At 41.3% G+C, this 21,483-nt stretch carries 21 protein-coding genes, 1 pseudogene and 1 riboswitch; of the genes and pseudogenes, 12 read left to right on the forward strand and 10 right to left on the reverse strand.

Annotated elements, in window-relative coordinates; translation table 11 throughout:
* Positions 1-63: 63 nt before the first annotated feature.
* Positions 64-1,089: a stage V sporulation protein AD gene (spoVAD, locus tag ACIQYG_RS12875; RefSeq protein WP_402838558.1), complete on the reverse strand. Its 1,026-nt coding sequence runs from the start codon at positions 1,087-1,089 to the stop codon at positions 64-66.
* A gap of 447 nt (positions 1,090-1,536) precedes the next feature.
* On the reverse strand, positions 1,537-1,740 hold the full coding sequence (locus ACIQYG_RS12880; RefSeq protein WP_057278507.1) for a DUF1657 domain-containing protein: 204 nt from the start codon (positions 1,738-1,740) through the stop codon (positions 1,537-1,539).
* Positions 1,741-2,022: 282 nt separating this feature from the next.
* Between ACIQYG_RS12880 and ACIQYG_RS12885 the strand changes: the two genes are divergently transcribed.
* The 3 genes from ACIQYG_RS12885 to ACIQYG_RS12895 are packed head-to-tail and all read left to right on the forward strand — an operon-like array spanning position 2,023 to position 3,974.
* Positions 2,023-2,427 (forward strand): hypothetical protein, encoded by a 405-nt coding sequence (locus tag ACIQYG_RS12885; RefSeq protein WP_402838560.1) that lies wholly within the window; start codon positions 2,023-2,025, stop codon positions 2,425-2,427.
* A complete protein-coding gene (locus ACIQYG_RS12890; protein WP_402838562.1) occupies positions 2,424-3,701 on the forward strand; it encodes an ammonium transporter in 1,278 nt (425 codons plus the stop codon). Before ACIQYG_RS12885 ends, ACIQYG_RS12890 begins: the two co-directional genes overlap by 4 nt.
* A 45-nt stretch (positions 3,702-3,746) precedes the next feature.
* The gene (locus ACIQYG_RS12895; RefSeq protein ID WP_076372781.1) at positions 3,747-3,974 is read left to right on the forward strand and encodes a group-specific protein; all 228 of its coding nucleotides are present in this window, start codon (positions 3,747-3,749) and stop codon (positions 3,972-3,974) included.
* 404 nt (positions 3,975-4,378) lie between these two features.
* Here ACIQYG_RS12895 and ACIQYG_RS12900 read toward each other — a convergent pair whose 3' ends face one another.
* Positions 4,379-4,816 (reverse strand): hypothetical protein, encoded by a 438-nt coding sequence (locus ACIQYG_RS12900; RefSeq protein ID WP_402838565.1) that lies wholly within the window; start codon positions 4,814-4,816, stop codon positions 4,379-4,381.
* A 249-nt stretch (positions 4,817-5,065) separates the two neighbouring features.
* Between ACIQYG_RS12900 and ACIQYG_RS12905 the strand changes: the two genes are divergently transcribed.
* From ACIQYG_RS12905 to ACIQYG_RS12925, 5 genes and pseudogenes are all read left to right on the forward strand, one after another.
* On the forward strand, positions 5,066-5,722 hold the full coding sequence (locus ACIQYG_RS12905) for a 5-bromo-4-chloroindolyl phosphate hydrolysis family protein (protein ID WP_402838567.1): 657 nt from the start codon (positions 5,066-5,068) through the stop codon (positions 5,720-5,722).
* Positions 5,719-6,891 (forward strand): toxic anion resistance protein, encoded by a 1,173-nt coding sequence (locus ACIQYG_RS12910; RefSeq protein WP_402838568.1) that lies wholly within the window; start codon positions 5,719-5,721, stop codon positions 6,889-6,891. Before ACIQYG_RS12905 ends, ACIQYG_RS12910 begins: the two co-directional genes overlap by 4 nt.
* 11 nt (positions 6,892-6,902) lie before the next feature.
* Positions 6,903-7,472, forward strand: a complete 570-nt coding sequence (locus ACIQYG_RS12915; RefSeq protein WP_402838570.1) for a nitroreductase family protein — start codon at positions 6,903-6,905, stop codon at positions 7,470-7,472.
* A 621-nt stretch (positions 7,473-8,093) separates the two neighbouring features.
* Positions 8,094-8,171: pseudogene (locus tag ACIQYG_RS26970) on the forward strand (SEC-C metal-binding domain-containing protein); the annotation flags it as partial.
* Between the two features lie 333 nt (positions 8,172-8,504).
* On the forward strand, positions 8,505-9,503 hold the full coding sequence (locus ACIQYG_RS12925; RefSeq protein ID WP_402838574.1) for a S8 family peptidase: 999 nt from the start codon (positions 8,505-8,507) through the stop codon (positions 9,501-9,503).
* A gap of 49 nt (positions 9,504-9,552) precedes the next feature.
* Here ACIQYG_RS12925 and ACIQYG_RS12930 read toward each other — a convergent pair whose 3' ends face one another.
* Both ACIQYG_RS12930 and ACIQYG_RS12935 read right to left on the reverse strand, forming a co-directional pair.
* Positions 9,553-10,215, reverse strand: coding sequence for a YcnI family copper-binding membrane protein (locus tag ACIQYG_RS12930; RefSeq protein ID WP_402838576.1), 663 nt, complete (start codon positions 10,213-10,215; stop codon positions 9,553-9,555).
* A 21-nt stretch (positions 10,216-10,236) separates the two neighbouring features.
* Positions 10,237-11,868: a copper resistance CopC/CopD family protein gene (locus tag ACIQYG_RS12935; protein ID WP_402838578.1), complete on the reverse strand. Its 1,632-nt coding sequence runs from the start codon at positions 11,866-11,868 to the stop codon at positions 10,237-10,239.
* Positions 11,869-12,168: 300 nt separating this feature from the next.
* Here ACIQYG_RS12935 and ACIQYG_RS12940 point away from each other — a divergent pair, with 300 nt between their 5' ends.
* Positions 12,169-13,608: a cadherin-like beta sandwich domain-containing protein gene (locus ACIQYG_RS12940; RefSeq protein ID WP_402838919.1), complete on the forward strand. Its 1,440-nt coding sequence runs from the start codon at positions 12,169-12,171 to the stop codon at positions 13,606-13,608.
* Between the two features lie 59 nt (positions 13,609-13,667).
* Here the strand turns inward: ACIQYG_RS12940 and ACIQYG_RS12945 are convergent, their stop codons facing one another.
* From ACIQYG_RS12945 to ACIQYG_RS12955, 3 genes are all read right to left on the reverse strand, one after another.
* On the reverse strand, positions 13,668-15,293 hold the full coding sequence (locus ACIQYG_RS12945; RefSeq protein ID WP_402838580.1) for a PAS domain S-box protein: 1,626 nt from the start codon (positions 15,291-15,293) through the stop codon (positions 13,668-13,670).
* 115 nt (positions 15,294-15,408) lie between these two features.
* Positions 15,409-16,065, reverse strand: a complete 657-nt coding sequence (locus tag ACIQYG_RS12950) for a TVP38/TMEM64 family protein (protein WP_402838582.1) — start codon at positions 16,063-16,065, stop codon at positions 15,409-15,411.
* A 122-nt stretch (positions 16,066-16,187) separates the two neighbouring features.
* Positions 16,188-16,673 (reverse strand): QueT transporter family protein, encoded by a 486-nt coding sequence (locus ACIQYG_RS12955; protein WP_402838584.1) that lies wholly within the window; start codon positions 16,671-16,673, stop codon positions 16,188-16,190.
* A 6-nt stretch (positions 16,674-16,679) separates the two neighbouring features.
* Positions 16,680-16,724, reverse strand: a riboswitch (PreQ1 riboswitch).
* Between the two features lie 169 nt (positions 16,725-16,893).
* Between ACIQYG_RS12955 and ACIQYG_RS12960 the strand changes: the two genes are divergently transcribed.
* Positions 16,894-17,415, forward strand: coding sequence for a YbaK/EbsC family protein (locus ACIQYG_RS12960; RefSeq protein ID WP_402838586.1), 522 nt, complete (start codon positions 16,894-16,896; stop codon positions 17,413-17,415).
* A 46-nt stretch (positions 17,416-17,461) separates the two neighbouring features.
* Positions 17,462-18,340, forward strand: coding sequence for a hypothetical protein (locus ACIQYG_RS12965; protein WP_402838588.1), 879 nt, complete (start codon positions 17,462-17,464; stop codon positions 18,338-18,340).
* 85 nt (positions 18,341-18,425) lie between these two features.
* Here ACIQYG_RS12965 and ACIQYG_RS12970 read toward each other — a convergent pair whose 3' ends face one another.
* On the reverse strand, positions 18,426-18,722 hold the full coding sequence (locus ACIQYG_RS12970) for a DUF3892 domain-containing protein (protein WP_402838590.1): 297 nt from the start codon (positions 18,720-18,722) through the stop codon (positions 18,426-18,428).
* A gap of 275 nt (positions 18,723-18,997) precedes the next feature.
* Here ACIQYG_RS12970 and adhP point away from each other — a divergent pair, with 275 nt between their 5' ends.
* Positions 18,998-20,011 carry an alcohol dehydrogenase AdhP gene (gene adhP / locus ACIQYG_RS12975; RefSeq protein ID WP_402838921.1) on the forward strand — a complete coding sequence of 338 codons (1,014 nt, stop codon included), beginning with the start codon at positions 18,998-19,000 and terminating at the stop codon, positions 20,009-20,011.
* Positions 20,012-20,052: 41 nt separating this feature from the next.
* Here the strand turns inward: adhP and ACIQYG_RS12980 are convergent, their stop codons facing one another.
* Positions 20,053-21,483, reverse strand: a complete 1,431-nt coding sequence (locus ACIQYG_RS12980) for a sigma-54-dependent transcriptional regulator (RefSeq protein WP_402838592.1) — start codon at positions 21,481-21,483, stop codon at positions 20,053-20,055.

The raw sequence follows: 21,483 nt of genomic DNA on the forward strand, positions 1-21,483 counted from the left end.
AACAATCCCCGCAGCCAAGAATGTTCATCGAGTATGAGCAGGGATGTGTTTAAACATCAAACCTTAGTTTTGTGCTTCTCCATCACCATCATATTCAATCGATACGGCATGGGCGATGCATGGAATCGTCTCACTTTGTTGAAAGGATAGGGGAGATAGCAAGGCACCGGTAGCCACGACGAGCAATCGTTTTATTTCTCCTTTTTTCATGCGATTTAATAGATGTCCATAAACGACGGTTGCGGAACATCCAGGGCCACTTGCCCCGGCCAGGACCGGTTGACCATCCCTGTATATCATTAAACCGCAATCTTTATATTGCTCTTCTTTAATCGGGGTGCCATGTTTCTTAAATAATGCCAGAGAAACTTCATGTCCAATCTTTCCTAAATCCCCGGTCACTATTAAATCATAATAGGATGGGTCGAGGTTTCTTTCTCTGAGATGTGCTTCAATCGTATCTACAGCGGCTGGGGCCATGGCACCGCCCATATTGAAAGGATCGGTCAATCCCATGTCGATGACACGGCCTATCGTAGCTGAAGTGACTCTTGGTCCCTCCCCGGCACTGCTCAATAAAGCCACCCCGGCCCCTGTAACGGTCCATTGGGCTGTTGGAGGTTTTTGCCCTCCGTATTCAGTTGGGTAGCGAAATTGCTTTTCTACTGCGGTGTTATGACTTGATGCTCCTGTCAATAAGTACTCTGCTCCTTTGGTATTGACAAGGTAGGCACCAAGAGCCAGTCCCTCCATGGAGGTGGAGCAGGCACCAAATAAGCCGAGATAAGGTGTTCCAAGTGTTCGACAGGCAAAACTGGTAGGGGTTATTTGATTGATAAGGTCGCCTCCGAGGAAGAATTGAATCTGTTCCTTCTGAAGACCCGCCTTTTCGATTGCTTTTGTACTCGCTTCTTCCAATAAGACTTTATGTGCTTTTTCATAGGTATCTTGATTGATCCATAAATCGGAATGGAGAAGATCGAAATCATCCGCAAGCAAACCGTCTGCTTCAAATGGACCGCCAACGGTTCCTGTGGAGACGATGACGGGCTTTTGATCAAACACCCATGTGCGATGCCCCGTAAGCATTATTAACCACCCCATTGTATGAGTATTGTCAGTAAGATAAAGCAAAGGAATAATCCTAGCCAATTTGATATCTAAAACGAAACCTGAAAGTGGAATGAAGCTGCCAATTCGTTCAAACACTCCAAGTCCGATGAGGAGCAGTCAGCTTCTTCTTTTTAATCAAGGAACATCCTCGTATCACTTCTTTCATTCATTCCCGTACAAACGGAATTTTCAAAACGATCGTATACGATGGCAGTCGATCCAAGATTTCCACTTTAAGAATTCACGCCCTTTTTAATCCAGGACCCGACTGATTCATTAGCTTGATTTCCGCAGTTAGGTCAATTCAGGTATGTAACCCTTTGGTAGTTTGGGATTAGCTTAAAGATTCTGTACTACATTAAAACGACGATGAAAGATATAAAAAAGGCTGGTTGCTTTAACCAACCTTTTTTATATGAATGATTATTGTTTATATTGTGGTTCCTCGTTTTGAATCTCTTCAATGCGAGGAGTGATGCTGTCCACGATCGTTTGTGTTTGTTGGGCAGCTTGTTGGTACAATTGTTTGGCTTGTTCATTATCTGTTGAAAGGGCGAAGGTTTCGAAGCTTGCTTGAGCGCTTTTTAACCCTGCTATCGTTGTTTTGACATCGTTTATAACTGTCATATATAAACCCCCTAGTTTTTTTAAACTGCCTTATTAGAGTGAGAAGAAAATGATTATCTATACCTTCCAAATTTATCTATGAATTGAATCGAATGACTAGCAAAAATTCCATTAATTAAACGTTTGATTAACGGGAGGGCAACAGGCAGAATTCCTTGTTAAAATCCTCCTTTTTCGTTGTGCTAATCGTTTTTATCGTTTAATTATTGACCGAATTCAGAATTTTAAATATAATTGTAGAAAACATGACGTAATTACGTGAGGTGATGTGACATTTATATTATGGATGATTTATATAGTAGAGTTGTTTTTGAAATTTCATCTGAAGAAGTGATAAAAGGACTGCTATTCCATAAAAGCAAACAGGAGTCGGAAATTGAATCGATCAAAGGTAAAATTCATAAATATGAACAAAAACGAAGAGCTGAGGAAGCTTGGTATCAATCCCTGTCTCCATTTAAACGTTTTTTTACAGGGCGTGCCCCAAGTCATCACCAGGCGGTTGAACATTTGGTGAATGTTAAAGATAGATATAAACAAATCGAGAAAATAAAACGGAGGGTCGCTTTTTTAAATGAGGTGATCGGTTTACTTGAGGCTGAACCGGAAAAAAGGGAAATGAATCTACCATCAGACATCATTAAAGAAATAATGGCCTGGCAGAAAGCGGAGGGAACGCCGAGATGACTCTAGAAACGTTAAACGCTGGCTTGGATACGATTTGGGTGGTTCTGACAGCAGCCATGATACTATTGATGGAGGGCGGGTTTGCCTTATTGGAGGCAGGGTTCGTCCGTACGAAAAATAATGTGAACATCATCATGAAGGTTTTTGCCGATATTACGATAGGAACGCTTTGCTATTTCGTCGTTGGTTTTGGTTTAATGTATGGAATGGATGTATTTGGAATCATCGGGGCAAGCGGATTTCTGCTTAAAGGTGATCTGTCGCATATCGACCTTACAATTTCCATGGATGCATTTTGGTTATTTCAAGGGGCATTCGTCATCGCCGTCATTTCCATCGTTTCGGGAGCAGTTGCGGAAAGGATCAATTTTCGGGCGTACCTTATTTTTGTTGTAATGATGACGGCATTCATCTATCCGATTGCCGGTCACTGGGTATGGGGTGGCGGCTGGTTAAGCGGGTTGGGCATGCAGGACTTCGCAGGGTCTGCTGTCATTCATGCACTAGGCGGTTTTTCTGCACTTGCGGCTGCCATTATAATCGGGCCGAGAGCAGGTAAATTCACTTCACGGGGGACCAGCTCCATTTCACTGCCGAGTAATCTCCCGCTGGCATCTGTTGGGGCATTCCTTTTATGGTTTGGCTGGTTTGGGTTTAATGCAGGAAGCACCTTGCAAGCTACAGATGTCCGCATTGGCCATATTGCCATTGTCACGATGCTCTCAGCTGCATCAGGGGGAGCGGCGACCTTGATTTATACACTATTTAGATATGGACGATCGGATGCACCTTCCGTCATCAATGGCTCACTTGCTGGTCTTGTCGGGATTACAGCTGGATGTGCATTCGTTAGTGATCTGTCGGCGTTACTGATTGGAGCAGTTTCTGGAATGTTGATGTTAGCTGCGACAAATTGGTTGGAGGCCCGGAAAATCGATGATCCCGTCGGTGCCTTTCCTGTTCATGCGGCATCAGGAATGTGGGGTACGATAGCGGTAGGGCTTTTCTCCATTGAAAATGGATTATTTGCCGGCGGGGGATGGCATTTGCTCGGAGTTCAAATATTAGGATTAGTGGTGTTATGCATCTGGGGCTTTTCAGTGACATGGCTTGTTTTTAAAGTTATAAATGTTTGGTTGCCTATAAGATCCACTGAAGAAGAAGAAGAACTTGGGTTGGATATCAGTTATCATGGCATCATGGCCACACATACCTCGCCGGGGTTCATCAAGGTAGAGGACTACTATAAACAGGATGAAGAATTGACAAGGTAATTGACTATAATACCATGGTAAAATCAAGTAAGAGGTGAATTTTAAATGGGTGCATGTAATCTTAACCATTCGCAACAAGATGTCAGGCTGAAATTTGAGAGTCAAAAGGCATTTTTACCAACCGAATTGAGTCAAACATTAGATCGATATCTTGAAAAAGGGAATTCGCAGGAAACATTGAATGAACTTTTTCATCTATTGAAGAAGTATGACTTGTCTACCCAGGAGGAACAGGAATCTAGAAACGAAAAGTTGAAACGGATAATGTTGTAAACGAGAAAGAACGGGGGTGTGAGTATGACTCCCGTTCTTTTTTGTTTTTTCCATTATGGAATCTTATGTTAAATGATTTAAGGGATTCCGCGGAAAGGTGGCTGATTCCATTTCCTTTTATTCAGCCCGTCAGTAATTTAACTATTTTTTTAAAGAAGATAGCAGGATTCACATTTAAGGCGGCGAAAACAATTGTGTATATTACACATAGTGAAATCGTAAAGCTCTGTAACCGAAATGGTGTAACTTAAAAATGGATTAATCAGTTTAAGTAACGTGGACAAGGGTTTAGTGAACCTTTAAAGATTTAATCAATCGTTTGATTAAATTTCATATACCGACATTTAAAGCCTCGGAAAATGAAAAAAGCGGGAGCTCACAATGAGCTCCTGCTATTTCTTTCATTAAAAACCATCATCCGTTGCGGTGAAGGGGATGTTAAGGTTTCTTTCCACGGCCCGAAGTCTTTGATTCAGTCTATTTAACCTATTCGTATGTCGCTGGTCCGTTTGACTCAGCCTGGTGATTTCCTGGTTAATGCGGTTCACTTCACGATTTATCCGCGTGATTTCTTGGTTCTGCCGATTGAGTTCCCTGGTTTGACGCTCGTTTTGACGCTCAAGTTCCCGAATTCTTCTTTCAATTTGTTGAGGCTGCCTTTCAATATCGAATTGGTCTGGCACTTGGCTATATGGATGCTCTTGTACCTGCGGAACGTTCCAATCTTGCTGTGGCATATAATCAAATCGTTCAGGCTGTTGGAAATATGGGTTAAAATTAGGCTCATAGTACTGGTGATTTCCATTTTGTTGTGGATAAGGATAAAATCCGTATGAATTCATGGTCAACTCTCCTTTTTAAAATCAGGATGGATACCTTATAACTTATGTAAGTTCCAGTGAAGTGACTAGGCGTTTGCCCATATGAATGGGAAGAAGAGGTAATTCACAGAAAAAATTTCAATAAATTTGCAGAAACCATCCGGTTCCTATATCGTTTAGGATAGGAGAAATTCTTTTATCCGACTTGAAACCAATTCCAAGGATAATCCGTATATAAAGAAAAGAGTGTAAGTCAGGAGTGTAATGATAATGAATCGATTTCTTGCTGATCTTGTTCCGATATTGATTGCATTTCCAATGGTTTTGCCGGTTTGGATGATTAGCTATTTTGCATTGAATCAACCGTTTGCCCTGTCCGTTGTCATATCTTTAGCAGGAGGGGTGCTTGCATACTGGCTAAGTTCCGTATATTTTTCATCAAGATACCTCAAAAAACATGAATTGACGAGAAAAGAATATCAATATATAAAGAAAAATTTAATTGAAGCAAAACCGAAGATATGGAGGGTGCAAAAAGCACTAATCTCGGTCAGGCATATCTCTTCTTTTAAACAGAGGAAAGATATGATTAAAATGATCAGGAAAATATATAGTCTGACAAAAAAAGAACCGAAGCGGTTTTATCAGGCAGAACAGTTTTATTACTCGCATCTTGATTCCGCCATGGAGCTTTCGGAGAAATATGTTTTTTTAGCACAGCAGCCAAAAAAGAATAGGGAACTCGAACTTTCACTAACAGAGACTCGTAAAACCTTAACGGAACTTACTAATACGATAGAAAAGGATTTATATAAAGTGATTGCCGATGATATCGATAACCTTAACTTTGAATTGGATGTTGCTAAGCAATCCATTAAAGCTAGAAAAGAGTCACAAGTAATTGATGAAAGCAGGAGGTTAAAATGAATAACAATGATCCAAACCTGTTGAATAAAACGAATAATGCCAATTTGATGGATGACCTTTTAGCCAATCCATTTGATGGGATGCAGGAGCTTGAGAAAGTATCTTCCCAAGAAGCGAAACCGGTTAAACTGATTGATGTCATTCCTGAAGAGAACAGGGCAAAGGCTTATCAGCTTGCCGAACAAATCGACCCAACGAATCATCAGGCAATGATATCCTATGGTACACCCGCCCAATCAAAGCTCCTGACCTTTTCTAATTCCATGCTTGAGCATGTCCAGAAAAAAGATGTGGGTGAAGTGGGCAACATTATCAGTGATTTAATGAAAAAGTTAAACGAACTGAGCCCAGATGAGTTAAAACCGGATAAGCCCTCATTTTTTGCGCGTATGTTCGGGAAGCTCTCGGGATCTGTACAGGAGGTGCTATCCAAGTATCAAAAAACTGGTGCCCAAATTGACCGAATCAGTGTTAAACTCGATCGGAGCAAGAATATCCTGTTATCGGATATCGTAATTCTCGAAAAGCTATATGAAACGAATAAGGATTATTTCCAGGCATTGAATGTCTATATTGCAGCTGGGGAAATCAAACTCGAAGAAATCCATGAGAAAACGATTCCGGAGCTAAGGAAGGCCGCGGAATCAAGCAATGATCAAATGAAGTTTCAAGAAGTCAATGATATGCTGCAATTTGCTGAACGATTGGATAAAAGGCTTCATGATTTGAAATTGAGTCGTGAAATCACGATTCAAAGCGCACCGCAAATCAGGCTGATCCAAAACACGAATCAGGCACTAGTCGAGAAAATACAATCTTCGATCATGACAGCTATTCCACTTTGGAAAAATCAAGTTGCGATTGCACTGACCCTAATCAGGCAAAGGCATGCTGTAGAAGCACAAAAACAGGTTTCCAAGACTACAAATGACTTGTTATTAAAGAACTCCGAGATGCTGAAAACGAATACCATTGAAACAGCAAAAGAAAATGAGCGCGGGCTTGTCGATATCGAAACATTGAAGAAAACTCAAGCTAACTTGATATCCACGCTTGAAGAGACCATGCGGATTCAAGAAGAAGGCAGGCATAAACGCCGTCAAGCCGAACAGGAATTGGCGTCTATGGAAAATGAACTGAAACAGAAACTATTAGAGATAAAGGGATAAGGGGAGATAATATGGATACTATCGAGGCTATAAAAACGAGAAGAAGCATTGGAATCGTTAAGCAAGATCCTGTTCCTAAAGAAATGATCGAGCAAATCATTGAAGCTGGAACATACGCACCTAATCATCATCGGACGGAGCCTTGGCGTTTTTTTGTATTGACAGGGGAAGGAAGAAATAAACTTGGGCAGGTATTCGAAGAAATAACAAGAATTGAAAATGCTGATGATACCCCTGAAAGTTTAATCAGCAAGCTCGAAAGGCAAAAAAAGAATCCATTAAGGGCTCCAGTCATCATCGCAGTGGGCATAGAGCCTAGTGAAAAGAATAATGTCCTCGTGGCAGAAGAATATGCTGCAGTGAACAGTGCCATCCAAAATATGCTTCTTGCAGCACATTCTCTAGGTCTGGGAGCAGTATGGAGAACGGGGAAAATAACTTATCATGAAAAAGTCCGTGAATTTTTCAATTTATCTTCTAAGGGTGAGGTATTGGCTTTCATATACTTGGGTTATCCTGACATGGAACCGAAACCTGCTAAGAAAACACCGATTGATGAATTGACCACATGGATCGGATGAAGGATTGAGGGGGCTGCATCAGTTTATAGACACTGATGCAGCTTTTTTTATTGCCTTGATAAGGCTTCCTTGAGTCTCCTTTTACTGATAGGGATTTGGCTTTGTCAGGCTTCGTTTCAAGTGACGATTGATGAATTAGGTTGTACAATACAAAAGAAGAATAAATTTTGATGAATTAGGATGTGTCTATAGATGAGAACGATTGATCCATTTGAGATACTCGATGGAAAAGCGATAAAATATTTGGATGTATTTGGCGTTGAGGATGGCATTGCTTTAAAGAGTAAATACGAAGATAAATCGTATTGGATTTATGATTACTATTGCATGCATCAGACTTGTGATTGCCAGGAAGTATACCTTGAATTCGTTGAGGAGCGCAAGGGAAATAAACAGGCGGGACAGCATTTTGGAGTAAGGGTTTCTTTCGGGGATAATCAATTTGTCCTGGAGGATTATAATATTTCGAAGCAAAAGGCGATGGATATCGCGGAAGATACGCTGAAGTACAGTAAAGATGTAATGGAGTTATTTAAACAGCGGTATCAGCAAATGAAGGAAAAAGGCACGCAAATTATCGTGGAAAGTGCAAAGGCAGCTAAAATGCCGCATGTTCATACAGAACCCGTCATTGGCAGAAATGAACCTTGTCCATGCGGAAGCGGGAAAAAATATAAAAAATGCTGCGGTGCAGCATAACATCTTGGAAGCTGACTCGATTCGGGGTCGCTTCTTTTTTTATTGGAAAAGCGCATGCTTGGAAAAAAAATGAGTAATGAATGAAAAAAACGTGGCATTAAACGAACGTTTGTTCTATAATAAGAGTACCAGATAATTACTCAAAAAGAAATAAAAAGTAGTCATTTAGACGGAATTTTCCGAAAACTTCTTTTTTATTTTCATAAATCTGGTATATATAAGAGAGAAGAGTTTTTTGATCTCATCTCTTTCAACGGTAGACGGCAACCAGACGGGATAAAAATCCTTACACTGATGGCAGTTTAACTTTTGAACGAAGGAAGGGGTAATCAAATGACAAGGGAAAAAAGATTAATACCTTACAAAGTTCTTGAAGTAATGGAAACGGTGAAAGAGAAGGTTCCTGAGGGTGTCGAGCTTGTGAAAGCACCGGCAATTTGGGAAAAAAGCAATCATGGTGAGGGCGTGGTAGTTGCCGTCATTGATACAGGCATTGACAAAGGGCATCCAGACCTCAAGGAAAGAATCATTGGCGGGAAGGATTTTACTAATACCGGGGATTATCAAGATGATAACGGACATGGGACACATGTTAGCGGTACGGTTGTGGCTGCCATTAATAATGCTGGTGTAGTGGGAGTGGCTCCGAAAGCAAGCATATTAGCGTTGAAGGCCCTAAATGGTCAAGGACAAGGCGACATAGATTGGATTAATGGGGCTCTAGAGTATGCAATCAATTGGCGGGGACCTAATGAAGAAAAGGTTTCGGTTATTTCACTTTCACTTGGCGGACCTCCGGATGAGACTGAACACAAACTCATTCAAAGGGCCCTTCAGAACGATATCCTTGTTGTTTGTGCAGCTGGAAATAGCGGTGATGGGCGTCATGAAACGGATGAATTGGATTATCCAGGAGCATATCCCGAGGTAGTGGAAGTGGGAGCTGTGGATTTAAGCAGAAATTTAGCGGATTTTTCAAATACGAATGATGAAATTGACTTGGTGGCTCCAGGGGTTGATATTCTCTCTACGTATCCAGGAAATAAATATGCCAGGTTGAGCGGAACGTCAATGGCTACTCCTCATGTAAGCGGTGCGGCAGCTCTCTTGAAAGTGATTGCTGAAAAGGAATTTGATCGCAATTTAACTGAAGCGGAATTATATGCACAGCTGGTGAAAAGTACGGAAGATCTGGGAATAAGCAAAAAAGCACAGGGAAATGGACTGCTTAACTTAACGATTACGGAACAAAGAGCTGAAAAATCGATTAAGATTACAATAGAATCAGAAAATCTTAAGTTACCGAGTAAATCAGTGGTCATGGAATATTAGAAGAGAAAAAAGGTGCCCCAAGAAATTTTTGGGGCACCTTCCATGACGGTCATTTTTTAGTTTTCCTTAGAGCTGCAAAAAGCGCTACAATGGAAAGAATTAGTGAGATGACAGCAAGGGTGATGATCAGCGTTTGATTGCTACCATCTTCTGTTGTTGCTGTATCCTTTAAATTGTTAGTAGTCGTGGAATCATTAGTGTCACCTTCATCTTCGTGACCATGGTCCGCAGGTTCTGCATCAGCCTTGGGCGCTACCGTAATTTCCGTTACAGAATGCGGTAGGTCTGAGCCTTCTTCCCCGCTCCATTCAACAATTTCACCATCTTCGTAATATTGAAATGCATCCCAGGCAACTTTCGTTTCTTCTTTAGGATTTTGTGCTACGAAAGAGAATTGCTGGAACTGTCCAGCAGCTATCCCTTCATCAGTTGCTGCCCAAGTTACCGTTTTTACATGCCCATCTTTGTCACCTTCTGTCGTTACTTTCCATCCCGGTACAGGCTGATAGCTTTCAAAAGTAACCCCTTCAGGTACTTTTATAGTCACCTTTGTAGTGGCAGTTTCCTTTTCTACGGGTACTTTAATTGTATAAGTTTCCCACGCTTCAGGTGCAGATGAACTAGGCTTGACTGTAACGTGAGCATATGCTGAACCGGAAAAAATGAATAATGCAGCAAATGTGAAAATAAGTAGCTTTGAAAAATTTTTCATTTGTATAAATCCCTCCTGTTATCAATTCCCTATGAAAATTATAAAATCAGCATTGATTGATTCCAGGCTTTCAGTTAATCCGTGAACATGGATCTTCCACTTTCCTGGCATGGTTAATATAGACTTTGATGTAAATGTACCTGTGTTTTTCTCCTTCATCTGCAGCTTTATTTCACCGCGTGGCGTATCCAATGGCTGCATAGTGATTGTAAGCTGCTCTATTTCAGCAATTGGCTTGCCTTCATTGGATAGATTTACTTGAATCAGGTTATCCCCGACTTCATTGGGAGTCACCATTAATGTAATCTCGTTATTTTGTTCAGTCCGTAACGTTTTTTCAATGGGACCGGGAGAAGACATGGCAGTTTGGACATTTGTCAATAAAGCTGCAACGAGAAGTATGGCGATTCCTAAACCAAACTCCATTCCCACACTATAACCAAGTTTTTTCGTTTGCTTTTTCCCACTGAGAAAATGAAAGCCTCCTAAAACGATCATGATCAACATGAGACCGATTTTCGCTAGTAACAATTGGCCATATGTTGTGTTAAACATTGAATGGATAGTTGGTACATGCTGTAAACTGCTATATATCCCGCTAATGATCAGTATGATTACAAACAGAAATGCCCATTTGGAAAACCTTTGAATGATCGACCAGTAAAATGTTTTCTTGTCTTCTTGGACTGCCTGCCGATCTGCAAGCCCAGGCAAAATTACCAATAAGGCCATAAGGCCGCCGAGCCACAAAGCCATGGACAATAAATGAAGGAAATCCATCAAAACGGCCAGAACCTGATTAGGAACGGTTGCTGTATGTCCAGTGAAAGCCTTACAAATCATCAAGCTGGCAATTATGATGAAAGAAATGATAGGCAGTGATTTATTCAAGGAGTTCTCGAGCATGAAATAAATTACTAAAAATAGAAGGAGCAATATTAGAATTTCTATGATCCAGACCGTTCCAAAGTTTGTAGCATTCAATACTTCCTTTATATAACTTACTTTAAATGCATCGGTCCAACCTACGCCAGCATCGATCGTAACTTTTAAAGGCAGACTGCAGAAGATGGAAAATGCTAAACCTGCATATGAAAGCCAAAGGTATAGACGGGTTCTTCTGCTGGCTTCAAAAAGACGAGAATCCTTCATTAACGATAATCTGAAAAAAAGGATTCCGGTAAGGGCAGCGAAGCATATGTATTGAAGACTTTGCAGTATAACGTTGATGGAATTCGGAAAACTTGCATTCACCTCGGAATTTTTTTGATCGGATAGGCCCGCCGAATCTCCGAATTGAAAGGGAATTGTTCCTTCAATGGGATGGCCATCACTCGAAACCACTCTCCATTTAATATAGTAAATCCCTTCATCGATAGCGCCCTTCCACTTAGCTTCCAGTACTTTTTCACTTTGTTGCGAGATTGTACTGTCTTGAGTGTGGATTTTGTCTCCATCTTGGCTGAATACCTCAAGCGAATGAAAAGCTGGTTGAATATTCTCGCTGAATTGAATGCTGATCTTTTCAGGAAGAGTATCCATCGCTTCATTCGGGCTAGGATTAGAGCTGATTACTGTAGCATGACCGGAAGCCATTGCCGGGTATAAAAGCAAACTGAATAGGCTGACTACCAGCCATAAATATTTTTTCATCTTGGTGTGCCATCGTCCTTTCATCAGATTATGTAAGCCCATTATAAAAGGAAAATGTGAAAAAACAGTGAAAATAATTTAGTTATCTAAAGGCAGTTTAAGAGGTTCGCTAGGTTTAGATTTGCCTTCCGCTCCAGTATAGCCATAAATAAGGGGTAGGGATTCCACTTTGCACAAAGTTGTTTACCAAATAGGCATCCTCCTGTTGGTATAAACTCCATTAAGAAATAATTAAGGTTCCTTTATTAATCTGTTCCTATCATGTTTAAGGAAATATAGGGGGAATAGGTTTTGATAAAGATGGGATTAAAAGAAAAAAGTGTGAAGGTGATTTTGGTTGGTTCCCTTGTGGGGATGGGAACATCCACTTATATGTCAGCGGCAGAAGCTGCGGAAGGCACTTCTATCATTCTGGAAGAAGCACAAACGGTGAATAGTCTTTCAAAGTTAGAAATAGAGGGTATAGCACTGGATCAAAAATTTTCAGATGATGTACACAACTATAGTTCAGCAGTGGGGAATGATGTGGAAAAGATCACCTTGCTTGCAGCGAGCCCTAACGAGAATGCAGTTATTTACGTGAATGGTATTAAAATGACAGATGGTAAAGTGAAGGATTTAACTCTTCAAACTGGGATGAATACGTTCGAAATCACCGTCAGCGATGGGGAAAATGAAACCGTTGCCTATACTCTCAAGGTCGAAAAACATGAAAGTGATGATAACCATTTAACATCGATTGGATTATCAAAAGGCTCATTAACATTCGATTCTAAAGTGACAGCTTATCATGCTTCAGTTGAAAATGAAGTCCAGTCCGTTAAGGTAACTCCGACATTGAGTGACAGTAAGGCAATTGTAAAGGTGAATGGAAAGGATGCAACCAGTGCAGGTGTGAAGGTTGCCCTTCCAGTCGGTAAGACAACGGTGAAGATAATCGTTACAGCAGAAAATGGAGATGAAAAAATATATACACTCACGATTACACGGGCCGCAGCAAAGGAAACTGAATCGAAAGCTGTTCCTAAAGAGGGTGAAGTTCAAAAGGAGCCCTCAACAGGAACGAGTAAAGCCCAACCTTCCTCAGATAAGGGGAATAAATCATCTTTAGCATCAGCAGGATCCTCCAATAATCAAAAATCAGGCGGTGGTGTCAGCCAAGCACCGAAAGCACAGCAAATTGAAAGTATTTCAACACAAAAAGTGAAAACGGATTCTGTTGAGAAAGTTACGTCAGCAGATTCTTTAAGCGAGGAAGGCAATGATGCACCAGTGTTGAACGGTCTGACGTTATCATCCGGAGTATGGAACAAATCTTTTGAATCTAATGAGCATACCTATCATATCAAGGTCGATAATGATATTTCTTCAGTCGAAATGAATGCAGCGACAAATGCCAGCGGAGCAACGATTGAATACGACGGTAAGAGCAGTGAAAAAGTGAAAATCAAGGATAAAGCGAAAACGGCTATTTCCGTTACCGTTTCAAAGGATGGGGAGCGTCGTACTTACGTCCTTGTTTTCGAAAAGGATATGGATGTTGAAATGGATGTGGAAGAAACCGTGGATGATGTCAAAACAAAAGAAGTGGAAGTTGAGGCAAAGCAAACGAGTACAGCTGGCAAGGCGGATAGCGAAACATCCAATGATACAGGTGGCCAGGTTAATGGGAAACAACAGGTTGAGACCGTGTCATTCTTTAGGAATATAAAGGATTTCTTCACCTCCCTGTTTAAATAGGATGGTTTTGAATCCTGCAAAAAAAGGACAAGGTTTAGGCTTGTCCTCGAAATTCATATTTAGATGGGCAAAATGATTTGGACCTCGGTTCCTTGGTTTAGTTCACTGTTAAAGCGGACCTTTCCCCGATGCGCCTCAATGATTCGGCAACTGACTGTCAATCCTAATCCGGTTCCTTTTTCTTTTGAAGAATAGAAAGGCTCTCCAAGATGCTTTAAGCGGTTTTTTTCTATTCCGCTTCCATTATCTTTGATGGTGATGGAAAGGTTATTGTTCATACGTTCGAAATCAATCCAAATGTGATCGGCGGATGCCTCCATGGAATTCTTGAGCATATTTATGAAAACTTGTTTTAATTGGTTTCCCTCACATAATAGAAGCGGTATTTCATTTTTGACAGATATTGATATTTGGGTGGGGTACGAGTCCGCCTCAGGTTTTAACAAGGTTTTGACATCATTCATCAGGTCGATGATTTGATGTTTGCTGAATGGAAGTTCCTGTGGTTTTGCCAGAACGAGTAACTCGCTTACAATAAGATTGATCCGGTCCAATTCACTTAACATGATCGTATAGTATTGTTCATAGGGATGGTCGCTCTTTTTAAGCAGCTGGACGAAACCCTTTAAAGAAGTCAGCGGATTTCGTACTTCGTGGGCTACACTTGCGGCAAGTTCGCCGACTATCGATAATTTTTCGGTTCTTCTTAAGCGTGCTTCGGTTTCTCGAATTTGAGTGACTTCTTTAGCATAAGTAATGATACCGACTAAATCCTCGCCAACCATCATTGGGACAAACGTACAAGAAAGTAAGATGGACTTCCCGTACTTCGTCAGGAATTCTATATCCTTCCCTTTTTTGATCCCCTTTTGGTTTTCCATGACATATTGGCATGATGTACGGATCAATTCCGCGTCTTCTGCTGAAAAGTTCAAATTAATGAATGAGGCGCCATGTATTTCTTCCTGTTGAAAGCCTGTTACCGTTTCAAACCTTGGATTCACGGTCGTGATCATTCCATTTAAATCAAGCATCAGCATCGGATAAGGGTTGTGTTCAAACAATGATTTATAGCGTTGTTCGCTATCGAATAATTGATTCTCCGCGACAACTCTTTCAGATATATCCCTGCCAATGACGACTAAGCCTTTACGTGAACCATCTTCATTGAACAGGGGAACTTTAATTGTATCAAAAGTCTTGTGATTGCCATCGGGAAGAGGGATGATTTCCTCACACCTTGTAATTTCCCCCTTTACCCACGTTTCTTCATCGGAATCTTCACAGTAGATCAAAGACTCTTTATAAAATTCGGAGTATTCTGCGAGCTCACTGTCTCTTTTTCCCTTATAATCTACATGCTCCAATTGAAATAATTGCAGCCCGAAGGTATTGGATTCAAGCCATCGGCCATCCCCATCCTTGAAGTTAACGAAATCCACCATTGAATTGATGAGTGTGCGCCGACGTTGTTCCGCTTCTTTTAATCGTTTGAATTCTTCCTTTTTAGCTAAATAAAGATATAAGATAAAGCCTATTGATAAAAGGAAAACGATGCCTTCAGCCCTTTGGAGTTGAATGAAGACCTCTTTATTATGGATATTTGTAATTAAAAAATAGTCGAATACGACTAATGTAAGAATCCCGGATAGGATATATATTGCTAAGATGGAGCGTTTGGACATGGAGATTCTCCCTGATTTTAAGACATTTCAAAGGTAAAATTACATACACATTTTAACAAACTATCGGTAAAAAATATATGCAGAATCCTAAATAAAAAAACAGGGGCCAATGTGGTCACCTGTTTTTTCTGAATAAGGTTAGTTTCTTCTTCTTTTTTGCACGCTTATAGATAATGAAGAATAGTAAAAAGAGGAGTGCGAGAGCAGCTAGCGTATATTGGTTCATTTCAACAGATAGCAGTCCATAGGGAATCAGCGATAGGAAGAAAAAGTATATAAGGTTGCCAAGTGCCGTCGCTAATAAAAAGTCCTTGAAAGTGACGGTGCTGACTCCAGCTGCCAAGTTAATTAAGCTTGTTGGGATAAGCGGGAAAATCCTGCCTGTAAAAACGTACATGAAGCCATGCTCCACAGCAACTTTTTGCCATTTTTCTCCAATCCTCTTTAAGAGAAGCTCTTGAAACCAGTTTCTTGCTGCATAAAAAATGAATCCTGAGGCAACAACACTTGTAAACCAACTCCATAGATAGCCATATATGAATCCGAATATCGTGACATTGATGGTCAGGAGCAAAATTAAGGGTATGATTGTAAAAGAATTTTGTACAAACATCAATACGAATGTCACAATAAATGTAAGCCAAAGGTTTTCCTTCAATATACCAATAACAGAATCCAAATCACTTTTCCAAACCAAAGTGAACAACTCTGCATTAGAGTAAATAAATACTGCGATTATCAGTAGACCAATTATGGTCAGGACTTTTTTCAATGGGCCACCACCATTCATACTAATAGTTTATCATTTTCGAGTTCATTGGTGAAAAAAAAGAGCTGCCGCATCATGCAGACAGCTCTTTTCCATTATAGTGGGTTAACGACGCGAAGATTCCTTTAAAGCCACTTTTCAAACTGAATTCTTTTGTTCATTGCATAAATGATTGGCGCGCCAATCAGGAGGACAACGAACTCACCGACAGCCGTAGTCATCCAGCTTAGCCAGAATGGCAAGCCAAAGGCAAGGTTCAGTTCAATTGCAATTAAAAACATTGTGAACGTGAAAAAGATAATCGTGGCGATCATCCGTCCTTGAATGCTTTTAATGAAACGAGAAACGAAGATGACAAGCAATAAGGCGAGCAGGGATTGCCCCACCCCAAAAATCAAATCATATGGCACCATCGGTGAAAAGAGCAGATTCGAAATGAAGACCCCGCCAACGATACCGTAGATATACTTTTTATTGAATACAATCAGATGATTCAACATTTCCGGGACACGAAATTGGAACATCTCAAAAGCTATTGGTTTAAACACCAATGAGACCGCCACATACAGGGCAGCCAATAACCCGTTTATCACGAGTGTACGAACATTCATTTTACTCTCTCCCTAGTTTTTTATCGTGGGATGGTTACGAACCACGTGCAGGCGTTTACCCGATGATTAATAGTATCCCATGTAAGCTTGTTTCGTCAATTTGTAAAGAATGGTTTTAAATTATAAGTTTCCAAGCGGAAGAAGTCGCACAATAGGATTTTGATTTATTGCAATGAAGGATGATATTATTTCAATATGTACTTTAAAGGAGTGAATATAATTGTCGATCGAGAGTGTCAAAAGCCATTTTAAGCAATGGAATCGGGAAGGCGACGTAAAGGAGTTCGAAACATCGAGTGCTACGGTGATTGAGGCAGCGGAAACCATCGGTGTAATCCCAGCGCGGATTGCCAAGACTCTTTCCTTTAAAGGGGAAGGTGAACATGCAATTTTGGTTGTTGCCGCTGGGGACGCGAAAGTGGATAATAAGAAATTTCGTCAGGCGTTCGGTTTCAAGGCACGAATGCTTTCACCTGAAGAAGTGCTTGCACAGACCGGCCATGCAATCGGAGGAGTTTGCCCGTTTGGGCTGGCAAACGATTTAGCTGTTTTTCTTGATGTATCGATGAAGCGCTTTGAGTCATTGTTCCCGGCATGCGGCAGTACGAACTCTGCAATAGAACTTACACTCGCTGAATTATTTGAATATTCAGGTGCGAAGGAATGGGTCGATGTTTGTAAGGGTTGGGAAGAAAAGGCGAATGAGGAAACGGCGGTAGGCAATGCAGCTGATGTCATCTGATGAATAGTTCCATAAAGATTCACTGAATGGAATGGAGTCCACTAGTGTGGACTCTATTTTAGTGGCGATCGCATGCATCGTGAAGAAAGTGTTCCTGAGCGGAGGTTTAAAGATGTTAAATGGAAGCCAAAGAAAAAGCAATAGCAGCTATCTCAGTCTTAAAACTCTTTATGAAGAAAATATAACGGTTAAGAGCATTGCCCAGGAGCTTGAGTTTTGCCATAAAAACGATTTGGCGCTGGATATCCAGAAAGCAATGGAAAAAAAGAATTTTGATATATTGGCAGTGCAAGATCAGGGGGAAATCATCGGGTATATCGAGAGGGAAGAACTAGGTGAAGGGATCATTTCTGAATATTTAAGAAACTTTTCACCAAGGGAAATGGTTTCGGATTCAACCCCTTTGATCCAGCTTCTCCATATCTTCAAGAATAAAACAAGGGTGTTCGTATTAGAGAATAATTCAATTAAAAAGTTGATTACTCATGCCGACCTTCAAAAGCCTCCGATCAGGATGCTGATATTCGGATATATTACCTTATTGGAAATGAGGATGAGCGATATCATCCTGGATAGATTCGGTGATGGCAGCTGGTATCCAATGATCAGTGAAGACCGTTTAGAAAAGGCAACCGAATTATATAGAAGGAGAATTGATAAAAATGAGGATATCAATATAATAGAGTGCCTGCAAATCAGTGATAAATTCGATATTATACATAAAGATAAAGAATTGAGGCACTTCTTCCAAATCCCTTCGAAAAGTAAAGGGAAGAAGGATGCGAATGCCATCCGGAAATTACGGGATAAGATTTCCCATGCTAATGAACTGGGTCTGGACATGTCATGGATGGAAATCATCGAGGTTGTCGAGTCCTGCGGCCGACTGCTCGAAATCTCTGAATCCTATCACTATGAAAAATAAGATCCGGCTAATCATGCTGGTTCTTTTTTTTAGCGCATCCAGACAGAAAAAAAACTGCCCATATCAGGCAGTTTCCCCGAAAAACTCAAAACTCCGGCAGTTGATCCAGGTTATTTTCCTTTATCCCATCGGGCTCACTCCGCAATATGTCACGTCCATATTTATGAAAGACGTCAACGTTGGCCAGGTTGCCCGCCTTTGCTTCCGCAAGGGCTGTCGGGTAGTCGAGTTCGCGGCCGGAGTTCGTCTTGATGGCGATAATATTGTCCTCTTCATTTTTCCTTACGGCGATGATTTCTTCTTTTCCTGCTGAATCAAGTTGGTTTGCTTGCGGTGTTCCCTGCTGTTTATATGATTCATAGGCTTCTTCAAATTGGTCCATGTTTTTGATACCTCCTATTTATAGGGTGAACCATTTTTTCTGCAATATACAAACCGGATTTCGTCCAACTTGAGCCGTTAATTCGTCCAAATGGGCCGATTTTTCGGCACTTTTATTAGTGAATGCTGTCGTCTTGGCCTTTTTGCAGTGGCATGGCACTTGCATCTTGTATAAGAGTAGCAAGAATTAATATCCACTAGATTAAGGGAGGAATATGAATCATGAATGTAAAACAAGGGGCAAGCACTGTAAATGCAAAACAACAGGTCAAGACAATGAAAGCGGCCGTCGTCAATGAATTTAACCAAAAACTTGAGATAAAAGAAGTTCCGATCCCAGACTTGGAATATGGTGAGATATTAGTGAAAATTAAAGCCTGTGGCGTGTGTCATACCGATTTGCATGCGGTACATGGTGATTGGCCGGTAAAACCGAAACTTCCGCTTATCCCCGGACATGAGGGTGTGGGCATTATAGAAACGGTGGCGGAAGGAGTAACTTCCTTGAAAGTGGGTGACCGTGTTGGGATCCCTTGGCTTTATTCGGCCTGCGGCGATTGTGAATACTGTCTGACCGGCAGGGAAACGCTTTGCTTGGATCAATTGAATGCAGGATATTCCGTGGACGGCGGGTATGCGGAATATTGTAAAGCACCTGCCAAATATGTGGTGAAGGTTCCTGAGGGGCTTGACTTTGCGGAGGTATCACCGATTTTCTGTGCAGGTGTAACGACTTATAAGGCGCTTAAGGTATCAGAAGCAAAACCTGGCGATTGGGTAGCGATTTATGGAATTGGCGGATTGGGACATGTTGCTTTGCAATACGCAAAAGCGATGGGCTTTAATGTCATTGCTGTCGATATTCAAGATGATAAGCTTGATCTGGCAACGGAATTGGGGGCGGATTACACGGTTAATGGGCTTAAGACCGATCCTGTACAGGCCATTAAGGATAAAGTTGGCGGTGTGCAGGCCTCCATTTCTGTAGCGGTTACGAAAAAAGCATTCGAACAGGCTTACAGTTCAGTCAAGAGGGGCGGGACACTTGTCGTAGTCGGATTGCCGAATGATGAACTTCCAATCCCAATTTTTGATACAGTGTTAAATGGGGTAACTGTAAAAGGGTCAATCGTCGGGACGAGAAAAGATTTACAGGAAGCTGTTCAATTTGCGGCTGAAGGTAAAGTCAGAACGAATATAGAGACGAGGAAACTTGATGAAATCAATGATGTATTTTCAATGATGGAAAAGGGAGAAATCAACGGACGCATCGTATTGACGCTGGAATAGGAATGGATGAGGATGCCCTGGAACGGGGCATCCTCTTTTTATTATGTCTGGTTCTTCTCATTTAATATATAGCGTAATTTCCTTATGGATATCTGCAAGCGTTTGGCTGCTTCATTCCGGTTGCCGTAGGTTTTTTGCAGTGCCTGCATGACAAGCTCCTTTCCAATTGTCGATTGAAGCTGTTTGATTTCCGTAAGTATATCTTCAAGCATCAGTTCATCCTTCTCATTAAAGTCATCCACTAGCCTTTTTCGCCATTCTTCAAGAAGGTTTTCAGTTGACTGAGTCTCATTAGGGGACAAGTTTTTGTCAGGGGTGATCTGGCTGTTGGATAGAGAGATATCATTGGCGGTTATTACCGACTTATGGTCTGCAAGAGTTAGCGTGCGCATGACCACATTAGATAGTTCGCGTATGTTGCCTGGCCAGTTGTATTGCTGTAGTTTTTCAATGGCTTCATTGGAAAATGAGATATCTCCATGACCATTTCTCTCGATCAAGTGACGGACAAGCAAGGGAATATCTTCTTTTCGGTTCCTTAATGGCGGGATATCCAGAGTCACGACGTTCAGTCGGTAAAATAGGTCTTCCCGGAATTTATTTTTGTCCACTGCCTGCTGCAGGTTTTCATTGGAGGCCGCCACTAACCGGGCGTTCGTCCGTAATGTCCCGCTGCTGCCAACCCTCATGAATTCCCGCGTTTCCAAAACCCGAAGCAATTTGACTTGAATGGCCGGACTTGCATCCGCAATTTCATCAAGGAAAAGCGTCCCGTTCCCGGCAATTTCGAAAAACCCTTTTCGCAGCTGGGTCGCTCCGGTGAAAGCCCCCTTTTCATGACCGAATAATTCGCTTTCAAGCAGGGATTCAGAGATCGCTCCACAATTGATGCCGATAAAAGGTTCATGGTTTCGGGGGCTGGCTATATGGATGAAGCGGGAAAGCACTTCTTTTCCGCTTCCGGTTTCTCCTTCGATTAATACATTGACGGATTTTTGGGCAACCTTGAAAGCCGTTTCAATCAAATTCTTCATTAAAGGACTTTCACCGACAATGAGTCCTGAATCCTCGGCTAGCTTATGGATGAAATGCTGATTCAAAGCTTCATTTTCATTCAATAGGTTGTCAATCTGTCTTTCCAGTACTTCAATATCCACAAAGGGTTTTTCCATGTAATCACTCGCGCCAAGTTTCATTGCATCAACAGCGGTCTTGACGGTGCTGTATCCGGTCATGATCAGTATCTTGCAACGCGGCTGCAGTTGTTTTAGATGCTGCAGGAGGGAAAGTCCATCACAATCCGGAAGCTTCAGGTCTATCATCGCGACATCAAATCGCTGCTGATTCCAATCGATTTCATGAAAATCCTTCCCGCTATTCACAACTTGTACGAGATAACCTTTCATCGTAAAAAGGCGGGATAGAAAAGTCCCAACCTCTTTCTCATCGTCTACCACAAGTAAATGAACCAC

This window comes from Peribacillus sp. NPDC096622 (genome assembly GCF_044762665.1).
Taxonomy (GTDB): domain Bacteria; phylum Bacillota; class Bacilli; order Bacillales; family DSM-1321; genus Peribacillus; species Peribacillus frigoritolerans_B.